Origin of the sequence: Flavobacterium anhuiense, from assembly GCF_004151235.1 — a bacterium.
Taxonomy (GTDB): Bacteria; Bacteroidota; Bacteroidia; order Flavobacteriales; family Flavobacteriaceae; genus Flavobacterium; species Flavobacterium anhuiense_A.
This window is the reverse complement of sequence record NZ_JUIV01000030.1, coordinates 1-18,720: the sequence shown is the minus strand read 5'-3', so window position 1 is coordinate 18,720 and position 18,720 is coordinate 1. Positions and strand designations below refer to the sequence as shown.

Below are 18,720 nucleotides of genomic sequence, written 5' to 3'. Positions count from 1 at the left end.
ACTTATTTTATTCTTGGTTCAGGTAATGGCACAAATTCGGTTTCACCAGGAACTTTTGGAAAAGTTTGTTCTGTCCAGTCAATTTTTGCTTTTTCGATAAGATTTTTGTCTGATGAAACGAAGTTCCAAAAGATAAAATGTTCTTCAGGAAATGGCTGTCCGCCAAAAAGATAAACCGTAGAGTTTTCAGAAATTTCAAATTCGCAAAGAGAAGCTTCAGTTGTAATTAAAATCTGTTTTGGATCGTAAACATGTTCACCATTTTTGATGCTTCCTTCCAAAATATACAAACCGCTTTCGCCAAATAAATGATGTCCGATATTGATTTTTTTAGCTTCTTTACTTTTAATTTCAATAAAATACAACGGACTATAAACAGGAACTGGTGATTTTTTTCCAAAAGCTTCACCGGCAATTAATTTATACGAAACGCCGTCTTCTTCCCAAGCTGGAATATCATCTGCTTCAACATGCGTGAAATTCGGATCCATTTGCTCCAATTCTTTCGGAAGCGCCACCCAAATCTGCAATCCGTGAAGCATTTTGTCTGAATGTCTTAAATATTCTGGAGTTCTTTCAGAATGAACGATTCCTTTTCCAGCCGTCATCCAGTTCACAGCGCCTGGTTTTATTTCTAGTTCAGTCCCTAAACTGTCGCGATGCATGATGCTTCCTTCAAACAAAAAAGTAAGCGTCGAAAGTCCGATATGCGGATGTGGAGGAACATCCATATTTTCATGGTCACTTAAATGTGCAGGTCCCATATGATCGATAAATACAAATGGTCCGACAGCTCTTTTTTCACGGAAAGGCAATAAACGACCTACCATAAAGTTGCCAATGTTGGCAGAACGTTCTTCGATAATTAAACTGATATTTGACATGTGGTATTATTTGATTTGAAAACAAAATTACAGTTGTGATAGAAATCTGTAACTTAATTTAGATTAAGAAACTTGTTTTTTGTGTTAGCTATAAAAGTAGGGAAAATTGATGATTCTTCAAATAGTTGATTTCACGCTCTTTTTGTCAGACTGAGCGGAGTCGAAGTCACATTTGCTGAATCACTTTGCGGGACTTCGACTCCGTTCAGTCTGACAGCAGTGATTTCGTTTTCTGTTTTAAATCTAAATTTTATTCAATCAACTCAAATGCCAAAACCTCACTTTCAGTTCCATTAATAATAATCGACAATTGATGCGCTCCAGTATAAAAAACACGTGTCGTAATCAATTTAAAAGACTGATTTCTTTCAATTTTCGTTAATTGATTCGGATGATAAATCTTTTCACTGATTTTAAAGACTTTTTTCGCCAAATGCCCTTTTGCTTTTTTGTAGTGAACGGCATATTCTAAACGAACTGTTTTTGGTTCTTCATTTTTATTGTTTAAATGAAATTGAAACTGAAGATAATCACCAATTTTAACCACAGGAGTTTTAATTTCGAAAGAAGAAAGTTCAATGTTAGTGCTTTCTAAACCATAATGGCTCAGGATTTCGGGATGGCCTTGTTTTAGTAAAGTTCTTGATCCATGTTTGATAATTCCGTCGGTTTCTTTGCTGTGGCCTTTCCATTTATTAGCAATTTCCAGAACAATTTGTGGATTATCTTTAGCAATATCATTTAAATTATTAGCAACGCTTCTGCGAACATATTCTGAAGGATCGTTTTTTAGGTTTTCTAAAATTGGAAGAATAGAAGAGGGATCTTTCTTCAAAAATGGAATCGCCATTGCCCAAGGTAATCTAGGACGTGATCCTTCGCTTGCTAAACGACGCACATGATGATTTTCGTGCAAGGACCATTTTACCATTTCTTCAATCATTTTCTCTTTATATTTTAAAATGAAAGGACGAACGGCAAATTCACAGCTTATAAATTGGGTTACAGAAACGAAAGCTTTCTTAGAAGTTTCAAAATCGTCTAAACCATACATTTCGATATAATCGGCAAAGAAAATAAAAGCCAGATTACTGTCTGCAAAGTTATTTTTTCTTAGATTTTCTATGATTTTGTCAATAAGAGAAATAGCTTCGGGAAAGTTTTGAGGCATAAATTGATGAAATACAACGGTTGTATGTTTCATTCTTTCTTTCCATTCTTTTTGAGCAAAATCGCCTTCGTAAATCGCTTCAATAAATTTTTCTTTATTGAACGCTGGATACACTTCGGCAACAGCCTGAGTGAAATTTTCGTAAAAAGAAACGGAGTAAATATCTTTAATTAATCCCATGGTTTTTGCTTGATTGAACTTCAAAGATATTTAATTGAACGCTTATTAAGTGATGAAGTATTGTTAAGAATTGTAACTTTATTTTTCTGAATATCTTAATGGTTAAAAAAGAGAGATTTAATGTTTTGTATAATTTTTCATGTTATTGGAATTTTCAAATCCATAAAATAAGTTCTAATTTAGCATTATTATTAAAAATAGAAAAATGATAAGCGAAGCTCAATTTCAAGCAGAATTACAACTTTTAATAAAAAATGCCATTAGAGAAGATGTGGGGCCAGGCGATTACAGTTCGCTTGCCTGTATTCCAGATACAGCTCATGGTCAAGCAAAGCTATTGGTAAAAGATCAAGGAATTATTGCCGGAGTTGAATTGGCTAAAATGATATTTGAGCATGTTGATCCAAAATTAAAGGTGAAAACTTTTATCGAAGACGGAACGCATGTAGAATATGGTGAAATTGTTTTTGAAGTTTCAGGAAGCTCACAATCTATTTTAAAAGCCGAAAGAGTCGTTTTGAACACTATGCAGAGAATGTCGGCAATTGCTACAAAAACCAACCATTTAATGAGTCTTTTGGAAGGAACAAATGCAAAGATTTTGGATACGCGCAAAACAACTCCAAATTTTAGAGTTGCAGAAAAATGGGCTGTAAAAATTGGCGGTGGCGAAAATCATCGTTATGCTTTGTACGATATGATTATGCTGAAAGACAATCATATTGATTTTGCTGGTGGAATTACACGCGCTATTGCAAAAACAAAAGAATATTTGAAAGAGAATAATCTTGACTTGAAAATTATTGTTGAAGCTCGTGATTTGGATGAAATTAGAGAAATTTTATTGAGCGACGGGGTTCACAGAATCTTGATTGATAACTTTAATTATGAAGATACAAAAACAGCAGTTGCTCTAATTGGTTCAAAATGTCAGACAGAATCTTCTGGAAATATTAGCGAAAAAACAGTTCGTGAATATGCTTTATGCGGTGTAAATTATATTTCGTCTGGTGCCTTAACGCATTCTGTTTACAATATGGATTTGAGCTTGAAAGCTTTTTAATGGAGTTATGAATTTTGAGTTATAAGTTATGAGTTGATTTTTGCAATCTAAAATCGGAACTCTAAAATCTAAAATCAAAAAATATGTCGAAAGAGATAGAAGATCGGATTGAGAAGCTGCCTATAATACGCAATCTGGCCCGACTTTTTAAAAGAATAAAATTCCCTTGGTTAGAGGGATTTTCTTTGTATGATTTGCTCGAAATGTACACTATCGGAATTATTGATGGTGCATTTTCATATCATGCGAGTGCAGTTTCTTTTAGCTTTTTCATGGCATTATTTCCTTTTGCTTTATTTATTTTAAACTTAATTCCGTTTATTCCTATAGACAATTTTCAGGAAGATTTCTTACAGTTCGTTCAGCAGAGCGTTCCGCCAAATACTTTCGATGCGATAAGTAAAATTATCAGCGATATCTTAAATAATAGTCACTCTGGATTGTTATCGTCGGGATTTTTGCTTTCGATTTTTTTAATGGCAAACGGAATTAACGGAATTTTGAGCGGTTTTGAATCCTCAAAACACGTTTTTGATAAACGAGGTTTTCTGCATCAATATTTAGTAGCTCTAGCCATTTCGCTCATAATGACCATAATTTTGTTTGTTACAGTGGCTACTATCGTAGTTTTTGAGGTCTTCATTCAAAAGACAATTATTCAAGATGTGCTGAGCGACAGAATTCCGCTGATTATTTTAGGGCGATATTTATTCGTTATCTTGATGATTTTGATAACATCTTCAATATTATTGCGTTATGGAACAAAACAATACAATAAAGTGCCTTTTATTAGTATTGGTTCTGTTTTTACAACGGTCTTAATTGTTATATCTTCGTTCTTTTTTGGGATTTGGGTTATAAAATTTTCAAAATACAACGAACTTTATGGTTCAATTGGGACATTATTAATTCTAATGTTTTATATTTGGATAAACTGTATGATTCTGCTTTTAGGGTTCGAATTGAATGCTTCTATCAGAAAATTAAAACAAAAAAAAGAAAAATAATATGAAAAATTTGATGCTAACTATCGGAGTGTTCTTCTTTGCGCTGACCATGCAAAGCCAAAGTGTAATTGGAAAATGGAAAACTATTGACGATGAAACAGGTGAAGCAAAATCAATTGTAGAAATTTACGAGAAATCTGGAAAAATCTATGGTAAGGTAGTGGACATACTTAGAGAAAGCCACAAAAAAGATGTTTGTGTAAAATGTGATGGTGCCGAAAAAAACAAACCGATTTTGGGTATGATTATTATAAACGGATTAAAAAAAGATGGCTCTGAGTATAACGGAGGAACAATTTTGGATCCTACAAGTGGTAAAAAATACAAATGTTACATTTCATTAGAATCTGCAGATAAGTTAAAACTTCGCGGTTATGTTGGGATTTCTTTAATGGGAAGAACACAATATTGGACTAGAGTAAAAAGCTAATTAAAATCTAATGCGAAAATTAACTTCGATAATTTTATTCTTAGTTGCGGTTTCAAATAGTTTTGGACAATCTAAGAATTCGCCATTACAAATAAGTCATCTTACGGGTGACTTTTATGTTTATAAAACGTTTCATGATTACAACGGAACTCTTATTTCTGCCAATGCCATGTATGTGGTTACAGATAAAGGAGTTGTGCTTTTTGATGCGCCTTGGGATAAAACGCAGTTTCAACCTTTGCTCGACAGTATAAAAGCAAAACATAATAAAGACGTTATTATGCTCTTTGGTACGCATTCTCATGAGGATCGTGCAGGAGGATTTGATTTTTATAGAAAAAAAGGAATTAAAACCTACTCAGGTAAATTAACCGACGATATTCTGAAAAGCAAAAATGAACCAAGAGCTGAGTTTGTAATTCCAAATGATACTATTTTTACTGTCGGACAATATAAGTTTGAAGTCTATTATCCAGGAAAAGGACATGCGCCAGATAATATCGTAGCGTGGTTTGGAAAAGATAAAATTCTTTATGGTGGATGTTTTATAAAAAGTGAAGAAGCCAAAGATTTAGGATATTTAGGAGATGCTGATGTCAAAGAATGGGAGAAATCAATCAAGAAAGTTCAATTAAAGTTTAAAAATCCAAAGTATGTTATTCCGGGACATGATGGCGGAACAGCCAATAAATCAATAGATCATACTTTAAAATTGGTTAAGGAGTATTTGGCTCAAAAGTCTACCGAAAAAAAGTAACTTTGCATTCATATCTATAGTACATGTTTTTTATCGAAGTTATTTTACCACTTTCCTTAGCAAAAACCTTTACATATCGTGTTTCTGAGGCTGAATTTCATTTTATAAAAAAAGGAATGCGGGTTGCGGTACCTTTTGGTAAAAGTAAAATATATACGGCACTCGTTTTGGATGTTCATGAAAATGCGCCAACATTGTATGAGGCTAAAGAAATTCACCAGATTTTGGATGAAAAACCAATTGCGACCGAAACCCAGATTAAACACTGGCTTTGGGTTGCAAATTACTATATGTGCGGAATTGGAGACGTGTATCGCGGAGCATTTCCAAGCGGATTATTACTGGAGAGCGAAACTATTATCTCGCATAAACCCGATGTTGTGGTAAATGACAGCGAACTTTCTGATGATGAGTTTTTGATTTATGAAGCTTTGCATCATCAGAGTTCATTGAAGGTTCAGGAAATTGCTTCAATTTTGAATAAAAAAAAAATACTTCCAATTCTGCAAAAACTGATTGCGAAAGATATTATTTTTTTGGACGAAGAAATAAGAGAAACTTACAAACCAAAATTGGTTCGGTATGTAAAACTACATTCCAAATATGAATCAGATAATGGTCTTGAAGAATTGCTGACGGTGCTAAAAAATGCCAATAAACAAAAAGAAATTGTTTTGGCTTATTTTCAGATTAGTGCTTCAGAAAAAAAGCCTATCACGGTCAAAAAGCTTACAGAGGTTTCAAATGCAGGATCTGCAGCGGTAAAATCTTTGGTTGAAAAAGAAATATTTGAAGAATATTATTTGCAACATGACCGTGTTACGTTTGATGGAGAAAAATCAGATAAAGAACTGCAATTAAGTGAAGCTCAACAAAAAGCTTTTTCTGCAATAAAGAATAGCTTTTTAGAAAAAGAAGTGTGTTTGCTTCATGGCGTAACTTCGAGCGGGAAGACCGAAATTTATATAAAACTAATTGAAGAATATCTGCATACAGGAAAACAGGTTTTATACTTGTTGCCAGAAATTGCACTTACTACTCAATTAGTTTCGAGATTACGTCTTCATTTTGGTGATAAAGTAGCTGTTTTTCATTCTAAATATAGCAATAATGAAAGAGTTGAGGTTTGGAGGCAAACGCTTGAGAATTCGCTTAAAGCACAAATTGTAATAGGAGCAAGATCGGCTTTGTTTTTGCCTTTTAACGATTTGGGACTATTAATCGTTGACGAAGAGCATGAGCAGACTTTCAAACAGACTGATCCTGCGCCCAGATATCATGCGAGAGATGCGGCTATAGTTTTGGCTAATTTTCATAAGGCTAAGGTCTTATTAGGCTCAGCAACGCCTAGCATCGAAACTTATTTTAACACTCAAAATGATAAATACGGATTGGTAACTCTTTCCGAACGTTATAAAAATGTTCGCTTGCCTGAAGTGATTTTAGTTGATATCAAAGACAAACATTTCAGAAAAAGAATGACAGGGCATTTTAGCGATCTTTTAATTGAAGAAATTGCTGAATCATTGTCATTGGGCGAACAAGTTATTTTGTTTCAAAATAGGAGAGGATATTCACCTATAATTGAGTGTTTGACTTGCGGACACGTTCCGCATTGCCAGCAATGCGATGTGAGTTTGACTTATCACAAACATAAAAATCAGCTTCGTTGCCATTATTGCGGTTATTCGATTGCAAAACCTACTAATTGCCACAGTTGTTCAAGTATTGATTTGACTACAAAAGGATTCGGAACAGAGCAAATAGAGCAAGAGTTGTCTTCGCTTTTTCCAAAAGCCAAAACAGCCAGAATGGATCAAGATACTACTCGAGGCAAGTTTGGTTTCGAAAAAATAATAGATACATTTAAAAATCGTGAAATTGACATTTTAGTCGGTACACAAATGCTGGCCAAAGGACTTGATTTTGATAATGTAGGTTTGGTTGGAATTATGAATGCCGATAATATGCTTCATCATCCAGATTTTAGGGCTTTTGAACGCAGTTTCCAGATGATGACTCAGGTAGCTGGAAGAGCGGGAAGATCGGAAAAACAAGGTAAAGTTGTTATTCAGACTTATAATCCAAACCATAATACAATTCAGCAGGTTACACACCATAATTATATAGGTATGTATAAAGAGCAATTGTATGACAGACAAATTTATAGATATCCTCCTTATTTCAGGATTATAAAACTTACGCTAAAGCACAAAGATTTTGATAAGCTAAAAGAAGGGGCAATGTGGCTTTACCAAGTTTTAAGCCAGAATTTAGGCATGCCGGTTTTAGGGCCAGAAGAGCCTGCTATAAGCAGAATTCGAAATGAATATATCAGAACTATTTTGATTAAGATTCCGCAAAATCTTCACTTAGGAAACACAAAAAAAACTATTCAGAAAATGCTGAATAGTTTTGAAGCTGTGGCCCAATACAGGGCTATAAAAGTTGTGATTAATGTAGATTTCTATTAAATAGCAATTAAGAAGAAGTTGAAAGCGCTTTTACAAGATCTTCTTTTTTGTTGCGGCTTAATGGTATTTTGGTGATGCCTATTTCAGCAAATTTGCTGTTAAAGCGCTCAACCTTATCTATATTGATAATGTATGATTTGTGAACACGGATGAATTTGTCTTTTGATAAATCATTTTCAAAAGATTTCATGGTAGAAAGAACCAAGTTGCTGTCATCTTCGGTTACTACTCTTACGTAATCTCCAAAGGCTTCAATCCATTTTATTTTTGAAGTGAAGATTTTAAGTTTTTTTAGATTACTTTTGATGAATATATGCTCGCCTTCTTCTTCTTTGATGTCTTTTTTGAGCAAATGCATGTCGATTGCCCTTTTTACAGAAGCATTAAAACGATCTACTGCAATTGGTTTTTGAAGATAGTCGGTAGCGTCATAGTCGAAAGCTTTTAAGGCATACTCGGCTTTAGAAGTGATAAATATAATCTGCGGTTTTGATTTTAATCCGTCAAGGAAATCAAATCCGTTAATAACTGGCATTTCTATATCAAGAAATATTAAATCTATATTATTTAATGAGATACAACTTTTTGCTTCAATGGCATTAGAAAAATCCCCGATTAAATGCAAGCCTGGGTGATTATTAACCAATTTGGCAATAATTGTCCTTTGTATAGAACTATCATCTACAACAACACAGTTTAGTTTCATAACATTTAAATTTAGAATAAATTCAGGATAGCAGTAGTAAATGTATTATTTTTTTGTAAAAAAAACTAAAGTTGAGGCATCTTTTTTGCATTATGACGAATAAAAGAAAAAAAATGTTGTATATATAAATTTAATGCTTACTTTTGCACCCAATTTTAACAAATAAAATTTTTTATTTATGAATCATTATGAAACTGTTTTCATTTTAAATCCCGTTTTATCTGAGGTTCAGGTGAAGGAAACAGTAACGAAATTTGAAGAATTTCTTACTAGTAGAGGAGCTGAAATGGTATCGAAAGAGGATTGGGGTCTTAAAAAAATGGCTTACGAAATCCAAAACAAAAAAAGTGGTTTTTATCACTTATTCGAATTCAAAGTAGCTGGAGAAGTTCTTTTAGCTTTTGAAACTGAATTCAGACGTGATGAAAGAGTTATGCGTTTCTTAACTGTAAGTTTAGACAAACATGCTATTTCATGGGCTGAGAGAAGAAGAGCAAAATTAAAATCTACTAAAGCGTAATTATTATGTCTACAATCGAACAATCTGCAAAAGGAAAAAAAGACGGAGATATCAGATATTTAACGCCTTTAAACATTGAAACTAACAAAACTAAAAAGTATTGCCGTTTCAAAAAATCAGGAATCAAATATATCGATTATAAAGATGCTGATTTCTTATTGAAATTCGTTAATGAGCAAGGAAAAATTCTTCCTCGTCGTTTAACAGGAACTTCATTAAAATACCAAAGAAAAGTTTCTGTAGCTGTAAAAAGAGCTCGTCACTTAGCTTTAATGCCATACGTGGCCGATTTATTAAAATAGTATAAAAATCTAGTCGCTGGTTTCTGTTGAAGCAGAACCTAACTTCTAAAAATAAGGACAACAACATGGAAATTATTTTAAAACAAGACGTACAGAACTTAGGATTTAAAGATGATGTAGTATCTGTAAAACCTGGTTACGGTCGTAACTTTTTAATTCCTCAAGGTTTTGCTACTTTAGCAACTCCTTCTGCTAAAAAAGTTTTAGCTGAAAACCTAAAACAAAGAGCACACAAAGAAGCTAAAATTGTTGCTGATGCAAAAGCATTGGCTGAAGCAATCAAAGCTCTTGAAATTAAAATTTCTGCAAAAGCCGGTGGAGAGAAACTTTTTGGTTCTATCACAAACATCGACATTGCTGAAGCTTTAGAGAAATCTGGAAACGCTATCGACAGAAAATTCATCACTAGTGGTATCGTAAAACGTACTGGAAAATACAGTGCAAGTATCCGTTTACACAGAGATGTAATTGTTGAGTTGCCATACGAAATTGTTGCTGAAAAGTAATAGTTTTAAAATCTATACCAAAATCCCGATGTAAATCGGGATTTTTTTGTTTAATAAAGGATTGATATTAATAATTAGACTTATGGCTGAGGCTTAGAGCGTACAGCGTAAAGCACAAAGCCTAAAAAGAAATGAAATACGCAAGGTTAACAAAAGAACAGTTTGACGAATTACATGCTGAATTTGCAAGTTTTTTGGCTACACAAGCAATAGATAGAAAAGAGTGGGAAGAACTTAAAGTTAATAAACCGGAAGTTGCAGAACAGGAGCTTGATGTTTTTTCAGATTTGATCTGGGAAGGGGTATTGACGAGAGCAGAATATTTGGAACATTTTTCTAAGAATCATATTTTCTTGTTTCATTGTTTTGATACTTATATTCAATCTATTGTTTTAAAATCGTTTTCTCCAGAAGTTGATTTTTTAAATAAAGATGGACTTCAGTGGCTGAGCGATAATATGTTTACTGACAATATCGAAATGAAAGTAGGAAAGAAGGTATTTACAGATGAACGAAATTCTTCGATTTTTGAATTGATTAAACAAGGAGCTTTTTTAAGTGATGGTCAATTATTTAAGCAGATTAATACAATTATAGAATCATAATTTTGTTTTTTTAGATATTAAAAAAAGGCAAGCAGTTATTAATCAATTGCTTGTCTTTTTTTGTTTTTTAACTTTTGTTTAATCTTTTTTTGAATTTATACCCCGTATTTCTACTTGTTTTTTTATAATCTTTTAATTTTTTTGGATTTCATTTTTTTTGTAAAAAAATAAGCTGAATTTGTTCTGAATTAAGGTGTTTCTAGATAAAAATCGCTGAATATTGTAAGATTATACTTTGTTTTTGTTGATTTAACATATTTTGTTTAATATTTTTTAGATTAAATAATTGCGGTAAAATTATGTTAAAAGTAGCGTATTTTCTGATGTTTAAAGCGGCTCATAATTTCAAGATTAAAGTTTTAAGAATAAATTATAAGAATTTTATGCTTGTTTTATGTTTTTGTTTTTTCTAATTTTAGATAACAAAAGTTAAACAAAGTTTTCTTTTGTATTTCTAAGTATAATGGATAGCATTATTTCTCTGTTTTGAGATTGAAATTAGAAAAATTAAATAATAACTTAATAAGTCTGCGTATGGAATTGACAATTACTTTCTTTATCAAATTTACTTTAGTTGTTTACTTTGTTTTAGCTTTATTTGTTAATCTAATAAGCTTACTCCATCTCCACGATAATATTAATCGTTACACTATATTAAGTTTTTTTTTAAAAGGTTTGCATTTTAATTTACTGTCTTTTAAGTACCCCTCTAGGAGAGTTGCTTATAAGGAGTAATTATTTTATTGGATATAAACAATTCAGAATTTTAGCTTTTATGGCTAAATTTAGAGAAGGACTAATCAACTTTCTTTAAAAATTGAATTTCATTATATAGAAGAATCCCCAATTCTATTCCAACTAAAAATTTTCGTTATGAAAATTAGACCTACAACAAATCACTCCTCTGGGAAAATTGACGAAAATCATTTTTCCTCAAAAAGCAGGGCTTATTTTATCTCAGAGAGATAGAATTTGTTCTCCGGTATATTTTGGTGTACCGAATTCAGCATATTTTTTTACTAAAACAGAATTGTTGAGCTTTTTTATAAGTCACTATATTTTGTTTTAACTGTTTGATTTTTAACTGATTGTTTAATTGCGTAGGTGCTTGCACTTACTGCAAGAGGTGTTTTATTGTCCATTTTCTAATCTTCCAAATTATGAAAAAAAAATTTACTTTTTGTAATCTCTTTCAAAAGAGATTATTAGGACTTTTAACTTTATTCTTTATATGTACTCATGCATTCTCTCAGACTATTTGTAGACCTGTGTCTCAGACAAATAGTACGGGAGGAGGACTTTTATGTATAGGAGTAGATGTTAATAGTCCAGCCAATGCTTATGATAGTGCTGGCTTATCTACTTATGCAACTCTAACAAATGGTGTTGGATTGCTGGGATGTTTCGCTGAAGAAACAATGACTTTAAACCAAACGGCACGAGCAGGTGACCAAATTGCTATTTACTTTGGTACGGGTAATGGTTTGCTTGATTTAAGTTTATTATCAAATGCTTCGATTCAAGCGAAAAATTCTGGAACAAATGTGGGTTCAAGTGTGGCTTTAAACAGTCCGCTTTTGAATTTAAACTTACTAAATGGCAATACTGTTGCTGTTGCAAAGTTTCCGATAACAGGCGATACCAACCAAATTCAAGTACAGGTTGGAGGTTTAGTAAGTCTCTTGGTGAATTTAAGAATTTATGATGTTAGATTAGAATTTGCACAGCCAACTGTAACAGGTGGTTTATCACAGACAGTTTGCGCTGGAGTTCCAACAACTCTTACCGCAACACCTGCAGCAGGCACTACATTAGCATGGTATAGCTCTGAATTTTCTACAACAGCTTTAGCAGTGGGAAACACTTATACTACTCCAGCTTTAACATCAAATACAACATATTATATAGGGATAACTAGAGCGGCAGGATGCGAAGGAAATGTTCGTGTACCTGTTGTTTTAAATGTTTCTAACCCAGTTGCGCCAGCTATTAGTAATACTGGGCTTATAGTTTGTTCTACCGGAGCTACACAGCAGACTACTTTGTCGGTCGTAAATGCTGTTCCAGGAACAACTTATTCTTGGTATTCTACTTCAAGTGGAGGGACTGCATTAGCAACAGGTACGACTTATTCGCCTACTGTTCCTTTAGGAACTACTCCATTTTTTGTGGAAGGTTCCATAGGAAGCTGCATTAGTCCAACTCGTACTCAGGTTAATGTTGTTTCTACAGCTGTTCCAGCTACACCAACAGTTTTGACACAAAGTGTAACAATACAATCTGGTCAGAATGCAACTTTAAACGCAACGACTTCAGAAGTTGGGGCACAATTAAATTGGTATGAAACCGCTACTGGCGGAACAGCGGTTGCTACAAATACAGCCACTTTTACTACGCCAATTTTAACAGCGACTAAAACTTATTATGTTGAAGCACAGAGTCCAAATGGAAATTGTATTAGTGCAACTAGAGTACCTGTTACTGTAACAGTTCAGCCAGCGTCACTTATGGGTTGTCTTGAAGCTGGAAGTCAGCAGATTACTCAAAACGGTTTGTGTTTATTATGTAGTTCTGCAAATCCGAATTTTTCTGTAGATGGAAATACGGCAACTGCAACTCGATTAACTGTTCCAGTTGGATTGGTGAATGGCTATATTCAACAGACATTACAATTTAATAATCCGGGAAAAGCTGGAGATATTGTTGATGTTGAATTAGAATTGCCAGGAGGTTTAGCTGACGTACAGTTATTAAGTGCAGTAAGTCTAGCAACATATAATGGACTTACCTATAATAATGATCAAGTTGCTATTAATAATCCTCTTATTACTTTACAATTATTAAGTGGCAATAGATTTAGAGCAAGCGTTATAGCGGGAGCCAATTTTGATCGAGTAGAGATTCGACTAGGAGGTCTAGCAACAGTTTTGACAAGCGTGGATATTTATCAAGCGGCATATAGATACAAAGTCCCTACTATAACGGGAGATACAACTATTTGCAGCGGATCAAGTACGACTTTGACAGCAGCATTATCAGTAGGAGAAACTGTAAATTGGTATAGTACTGCCACAGGCGGAGCTTCATTAGCTTCTACAGCGGCATTTACAACTCCTGCTTTAACGGCGCCAACAACTTATTATCTTGAAGTTACAAGAAATGGTTGTGTGAATAGCGAAAGAAATCCAGTACAAGTATTAATTGATAATCCAGTATTGCCTACTGTTACTGCATCGCCTACAACTATTTGTAGTGGTCAGACTACGACTTTAACTGTTCAGGCACCTGTTGCCGGTACTACATATAATTGGTACGATGCTGCCACAGGCGGAACTTTACTATTTACAGGTAATTCTTTTACGACTCCTGTATTAACTGTCAATACATCTTATTTTGTAGAAGCTGCTATTGGTGCATGTGCAACGCCAACACGCACAGCAGTAAATTTGACTATAAGTCCAATACCTGCAACACCAACTTTTACATCATCTAATGTAATTATTCAGTCTGGTCAAAGTGCTACATTGACTATTGCAAATCCAGTTGCAGGAGTAAGATACAATTGGTTTGATGCGGCAACAAATGGAAATCTAGTAGCTAGTAATGTTACTTCCTTTACGACTCCAATATTAACAAGTAATCAAACTTATTATGTAGAGGCTTCTGATTTAACAACTGATTGTCCTAATACAACAAGAGGAGTGGTTACAGTTACAGTGATAGCGAGTGCTAGTACTTGTTTACAGGCTAACTCTCAGGTATCATCAAATGATGGAATATTATGTGTGTTATGTGCGCCTGTTGATCCAAATGCATCTGTTGATGGCGATATCAATACTTATTCACAATTAAGTGTTCCAATAGGTGTAGGTGCTTACCTTCAACAGCAGCTGATTTTTCCGAATCCTGGTCAGACTGGAGATATTATAGATGTTGATTTAGAAGTTCCAGGAGGACTTTTAGATATAAGTGTTTTATCTAATATTACATTAGCAACATATAATGGCGGAACATATAACAATGATAGAATTGCGATAAATAATAATTTATTGAATATTCAATTATTATCTGGAAATAAATTTAAAGCTAGTTTCACTGCAACAGCGCCATTTGATCGTATAGAAGTGCGCTTAGGAGGTACTGCAACTTTATTGAGTAATTTATATATTTATCAAGCGGCTTATAGATATCCAAATGCTACAATTACTGGAGCTGCAGCACCAATTTGTGCTGGTCAGACAGCTAATTTATCTGCAACTTCAGCGGGAGGAGAAACTTTTGTATGGTATGATGCTCCAACAGGAGGAAATATTGTAACAGTATCTCCAACAGCAGCTTTATCAACTACTACTACCTATTATTTAGAGGCAACTCGTGGAACTTGTATAAACAGCCTACGTCAAGCTGTGACAGTTAATGTTCTGCCAATACCGACTGCAGCAGATATTGTAATTACAAGTCCAGTTGAAGCGACTTGTACTGGAGAGGCGGTTTTAACACCATCTTCTGCTATTGCAGGCGTTCAATTCAAATATTACACAGATCAAAATAAAACTACAGAAATAGTAGACGGAAGTGTTATTGGCGGAGTAACATTCGCAAAAGATGCTATTACAGGTGTTCTTTCATTAAGCGGCTTAACGGCTGTTGGAGCTCCTTATAATTATTATATTTCTGCACTAAATGGTGGTACATGTGAAAACGTGAATGGAGATTTAAAACAAGTGACTGTTAATTTCCCTTCAACAACTCCTTTAACTGTTATCGCTACGCCATTGCAAGCCTGTGGGAGTGCTAACTTGGTAAATGCAATCACTAATTTTGATTCGACAGGAGCCACTACTTATACTTTTTACGATCCTTCAAATAATGTTATAACTGCTGATGCGGCTGCAAATATAACAGTAAGTGGAGTTTACTCTATAGAAGCACAAAGTGCAACAAGTACTTGTCCTTCAGCTAAACAATCTGTAACGGTAACAATTAATGCTTTACCAAGTTTGGCAGTAACTACTCCGCAAGAATCTGTTAACGTTGGAACAGATGTTCCATTAAATGCAGTTTCTACTGGAACAATTACATGGTTTGATCCGCAAGGAAATCCAATTGCTGGACCTCCATTTACAACTGGTCCATTAAATATTCCGGGAGTTTATACTTATACAGCTGTTGCAAGTGATGGAACTTGTACTGCAACTGCAACTAAGGTAATCAATGTAATAGATCTTACAAGTTGCCAAAACTTAACAGAAAGAGTTTATGCCTCTGCGCAATCTCAAGGTTCTATAATCACTGGAGGTGTTTCAAATGGGGCTAATGCAGTTGATGGAAATCCTCAGACATTCTCAACAATTACAACAGGTTTAGGACTTTTGGGAGTTGGAACAACATGGCAGAACCTAACATGGTCATCTACTATCGCAAAAGGTACCCCAGTGACTGTTAAATTAGGATCTGAATATAGTTTATTGGCTGTTGGCCAGAACTTATCAGTAGTAGGAACCATTGGAGGGACTCCTATAGGAGCAATGCAGCCTGTATCAGGGTCATTGTTAAACTTAATTTCAGGAGACAATACTTATGAATTTACTTTTGTTCCTTCAGATGCATCTGGACCACAAGATTATGATGGTATTCGTATTCAATCAGCTTCTCTTTTAAGTGTTGCCCAAAACACTAAAGTATTTGATGCTCATTATAATAAACCAGTTACATCGGTAACTTGTACTCCAGGAGATATTCAGGATATATTTTATGGAGCAACAGATATAAACCTTCCTGTGGGCGCAGCAACTGCTTTAATAGGAGTAAGTGATGCTTGGAATGTTGCTGATAATGACGTAACAACTTTTGCTACAATGTATAGTGGAGTTGGAGTTGCGGCAGCTGCAGATTTAACGGTGCAATTTAAAACACCATCTGTTCTTAGTGATACTTTAAGAATTGTGGTTTCTAAACCAGGTACTCTTTTAAGCGTGAATCTACTTACAGGGTTTTCAGTTCAGCGTTATTTAGGAAATGTAGCAGTTGGTGCTCCAATTCAAAATACTAGCACTTTATTAAGTATAAAATTATTGCCAGGAAATACATTAGCGATGGTATTGGTATCTTCTCCAACAGAAATTTATGATAGAGTTAGAATTCGTTTGGGAGGTGTTGCAGGAGTGTTAGATTTCTTAAGAGTTCATACTGTAGAAAGAACAGCTAATACGACGGTCATTGGCGCAGATCCGCAGAATAAAATTACGGTCTGTCCGGGAACGGATATTACGCTCCAAATTCCTGAAGTAGCCTGTTCAACTTATCGATGGTACGATGCACAGACAGGAGGAAACTTAGTGGCTACTGGACCTGCTTTTACGGTGCCAGATAATTTAACTGCAGGAATTTATAGATATTATGTACAGCCAGTTCGTTATGGTTGCGAGAATTACGCGAGAGGAGAAGTTACTGTTGAAGTAAAAGCTTCTGCTCCAGTAAATGCTTTGACAGATATTACTTTAAACGGAGGAACAGCAACATCAATTTGTTCTGCTTCTGGAACTGTTACTTTAGCAACAAGTTTAAGCGGAACACCAGTTTTAACAAATCCTATTTATCATTGGTATCGTTTTGATGGAACAACAAGTCAATTAATAACAGGTGAAACAACTGCACAGTTGATAGTAAACGGATTGGCTCCTGGAACTTATACTTATTTTGTTGGAGTAAGTTCAGATGAATTGTGTGAAACTGCAGCAGCAGACAGAAAACAAATTACATTCACAATTCTGCCTCCTTCAATAGTAAATGATATTTTGGTTGACGATGTGATAGTTTGTAATGGTATTCCAGCATCTTTAACTCCGTCGGCACCAACATTAACTAGTCCAGTATTCACTTGGTATTTAGATGCCAATAAAACACAGCCAATTACAAATGGGGCTGTAATAGCAGGAGTCACTTATGCTATAGATGCTGCGGGTATTTTAACCGTTACGGGGTTAACAAAAGCAGTAAGCCCTATAACATATTATGTAGCTGTTGCAAGTACTAATACCTGTGAAAATTTAGCAGGAACATTGCAAGATGCAGTAATCATTGTTAGTGATCCAAATACGCCGACAACTACAAATAGCACTCAGAATTTCTGTTTATCTGCTGCGCCAACAGTTGCTAATATTCAGGTAAACGAGAACAATGTTATTTGGTATGATGCGGCTACGGGAGGAAATGTAATTGCTTCGACCACTCCGCTAATAACAAGAATTTATTATGGAGCAGCTACTGATGCTGTTACAGGTTGTGAAAGTTCAGTAAGATTGGCAGTTACAGTAAATGTAAATGATCCAGGAACTCCAACTTTGGTAACAGCGGGAACGCAAAACTTCTGTTTGGCAAATGCGCCGACATTTGCAAGCATTCAGACAAATGAAACCAACATAGTTTGGTATACAGCCATAACAGGCGGAACGCTGATTCCATCTACTACAGCTCTTACAACAGGACAATATTTTGCGGCAATCTCAGATCCGGCAACAGGCTGCGAGAGCGCTTCAAGATTAACAGTTGATGTAATTGTAAGTGATCCGGGAACACCTACATTGGTGACTGCAGGAACACAAAATTTCTGTAAAGAAGATCTTCCGACATTTGCAAGCATTCAGACGAATGAAACCAACATAGTTTGGTATACTGCTCTGACAGGCGGAACAGCTATTCCATCAGCTACAGCTTTAACAAGCGGCACATACTTTGCGGCAATCTCAGATCCGGCAACAGGCTGCGAAAGCGCTGTAAGACTGGCGGTTGATGTGATTGTGAGCGATCCGGGAACACCAACATTGGTGACCGCAGGAACACAAAATTTCTGTAAAGAAGATCTTCCGACATTTGCAAGCATTCAGACAAACGAAACCAACATAGTTTGGTATACAGCTGTAACAGGTGGAACAGCGATTCCATCAGCTACAGCTTTAACAAGCGGCACATACTATGCGGCAATCTCAGATCCGGCAACAGGCTGCGAGAGCGCTGTAAGACTGGCGGTTGACGTGATTGTAAGCGATCCTGGAACACCTACATTGGTGACTGCAGGAACACAGAACTTCTGTCAGGCAAATGCGCCGACATTTG

13 protein-coding genes are annotated in these 18,720 nt (G+C 34.9%); 10 read left to right on the top strand and 3 right to left on the bottom strand.

The genetic code is table 11. The features are described from left to right. Positions 1 to 2: 2 nt before the first annotated feature. Positions 3 to 884 carry a pirin family protein gene (locus tag NU08_RS21395; RefSeq protein ID WP_129749072.1) on the bottom strand — a complete coding sequence of 294 codons (882 nt, stop codon included), beginning with the start codon at positions 882 to 884 and terminating at the stop codon, positions 3 to 5. A 250-nt stretch (positions 885 to 1,134) separates the two neighbouring features. Further along, positions 1,135 to 2,235, bottom strand: coding sequence for a DNA alkylation repair protein (locus NU08_RS21390; RefSeq protein ID WP_129749071.1), 1,101 nt, complete (start codon positions 2,233 to 2,235; stop codon positions 1,135 to 1,137). A gap of 205 nt (positions 2,236 to 2,440) precedes the next feature. Between NU08_RS21390 and nadC the strand changes: the two genes are divergently transcribed. The 5 genes from nadC (at position 2,441) to priA (ending at position 7,966) form a co-directional block, all read left to right on the top strand. Next, entirely contained in the window at positions 2,441 to 3,298 is an 858-nt protein-coding gene (gene nadC / locus NU08_RS21385; RefSeq protein ID WP_129749070.1) for a carboxylating nicotinate-nucleotide diphosphorylase, read from the top strand. Positions 3,299 to 3,381: 83 nt separating this feature from the next. After that, a complete protein-coding gene (locus NU08_RS21380) occupies positions 3,382 to 4,305 on the top strand; it encodes a YihY/virulence factor BrkB family protein (RefSeq protein WP_129749069.1) in 924 nt (307 codons plus the stop codon). Position 4,306: 1 nt separating this feature from the next. After that, the gene (locus NU08_RS21375; protein WP_129749068.1) at positions 4,307 to 4,735 is read left to right on the top strand and encodes a DUF2147 domain-containing protein; all 429 of its coding nucleotides are present in this window, start codon (positions 4,307 to 4,309) and stop codon (positions 4,733 to 4,735) included. 10 nt (positions 4,736 to 4,745) lie between these two features. Beyond that, a complete protein-coding gene (bla-B1-FLAV, locus tag NU08_RS21370; RefSeq protein ID WP_129749067.1) occupies positions 4,746 to 5,492 on the top strand; it encodes a subclass B1 metallo-beta-lactamase in 747 nt (248 codons plus the stop codon). A gap of 23 nt (positions 5,493 to 5,515) precedes the next feature. Beyond that, positions 5,516 to 7,966, top strand: coding sequence for a primosomal protein N' (priA, locus tag NU08_RS21365; protein ID WP_129749066.1), 2,451 nt, complete (start codon positions 5,516 to 5,518; stop codon positions 7,964 to 7,966). A 7-nt stretch (positions 7,967 to 7,973) separates the two neighbouring features. Here the strand turns inward: priA and NU08_RS21360 are convergent, their stop codons facing one another. Next, positions 7,974 to 8,672, bottom strand: a complete 699-nt coding sequence (locus NU08_RS21360; RefSeq protein ID WP_008463025.1) for a LytR/AlgR family response regulator transcription factor — start codon at positions 8,670 to 8,672, stop codon at positions 7,974 to 7,976. A 178-nt stretch (positions 8,673 to 8,850) separates the two neighbouring features. On the opposite strand from NU08_RS21360, the gene rpsF reads away from it, so the two are divergent. The 5 genes from rpsF to NU08_RS21335 all read left to right on the top strand — a co-directional run. After that, positions 8,851 to 9,192 carry a 30S ribosomal protein S6 gene (rpsF, locus tag NU08_RS21355; RefSeq protein ID WP_068842999.1) on the top strand — a complete coding sequence of 114 codons (342 nt, stop codon included), beginning with the start codon at positions 8,851 to 8,853 and terminating at the stop codon, positions 9,190 to 9,192. Between the two features lie 5 nt (positions 9,193 to 9,197). Beyond that, entirely contained in the window at positions 9,198 to 9,494 is a 297-nt protein-coding gene (gene rpsR, locus NU08_RS21350) for a 30S ribosomal protein S18 (protein ID WP_002987043.1), read from the top strand. Between the two features lie 65 nt (positions 9,495 to 9,559). Beyond that, positions 9,560 to 10,000 carry a 50S ribosomal protein L9 gene (gene rplI, locus NU08_RS21345; RefSeq protein ID WP_129749065.1) on the top strand — a complete coding sequence of 147 codons (441 nt, stop codon included), beginning with the start codon at positions 9,560 to 9,562 and terminating at the stop codon, positions 9,998 to 10,000. 131 nt (positions 10,001 to 10,131) lie between these two features. Beyond that, positions 10,132 to 10,605, top strand: coding sequence for a DUF6495 family protein (locus tag NU08_RS21340; protein ID WP_129749064.1), 474 nt, complete (start codon positions 10,132 to 10,134; stop codon positions 10,603 to 10,605). A 1,160-nt stretch (positions 10,606 to 11,765) separates the two neighbouring features. Continuing rightward, positions 11,766 to 18,720: hypothetical protein (locus NU08_RS21335; RefSeq protein ID WP_129749063.1), on the top strand; the 6,955-nt coding region annotated here is incomplete at its 3' end.

What these genes read in the sequence shown, in the direction of transcription:
- NU08_RS21375 (WP_129749068.1), top strand. Translation starts at nt 4,307, where the DNA reads ATGAAAAATTTGATGCTAACTATCGGAGTGTTCTTCTTTGCGCTGACC.
- nadC (WP_129749070.1), top strand. Translation starts at nt 2,441, where the DNA reads ATGATAAGCGAAGCTCAATTTCAAGCAGAATTACAACTTTTAATAAAA.
- NU08_RS21390 (WP_129749071.1), bottom strand. Translation starts at nt 2,235, where the DNA reads ATGGGATTAATTAAAGATATTTACTCCGTTTCTTTTTACGAAAATTTC.
- NU08_RS21395 (WP_129749072.1), bottom strand. Translation starts at nt 884, where the DNA reads ATGTCAAATATCAGTTTAATTATCGAAGAACGTTCTGCCAACATTGGC.
- rpsF (WP_068842999.1), top strand. Translation starts at nt 8,851, where the DNA reads ATGAATCATTATGAAACTGTTTTCATTTTAAATCCCGTTTTATCTGAG.
- priA (WP_129749066.1), top strand. Translation starts at nt 5,516, where the DNA reads ATGTTTTTTATCGAAGTTATTTTACCACTTTCCTTAGCAAAAACCTTT.
- bla-B1-FLAV (WP_129749067.1), top strand. Translation starts at nt 4,746, where the DNA reads ATGCGAAAATTAACTTCGATAATTTTATTCTTAGTTGCGGTTTCAAAT.
- NU08_RS21380 (WP_129749069.1), top strand. Translation starts at nt 3,382, where the DNA reads ATGTCGAAAGAGATAGAAGATCGGATTGAGAAGCTGCCTATAATACGC.
- NU08_RS21360 (WP_008463025.1), bottom strand. Translation starts at nt 8,672, where the DNA reads ATGAAACTAAACTGTGTTGTTGTAGATGATAGTTCTATACAAAGGACA.
- NU08_RS21340 (WP_129749064.1), top strand. Translation starts at nt 10,132, where the DNA reads ATGAAATACGCAAGGTTAACAAAAGAACAGTTTGACGAATTACATGCT.
- rplI (WP_129749065.1), top strand. Translation starts at nt 9,560, where the DNA reads ATGGAAATTATTTTAAAACAAGACGTACAGAACTTAGGATTTAAAGAT.
- rpsR (WP_002987043.1), top strand. Translation starts at nt 9,198, where the DNA reads ATGTCTACAATCGAACAATCTGCAAAAGGAAAAAAAGACGGAGATATC.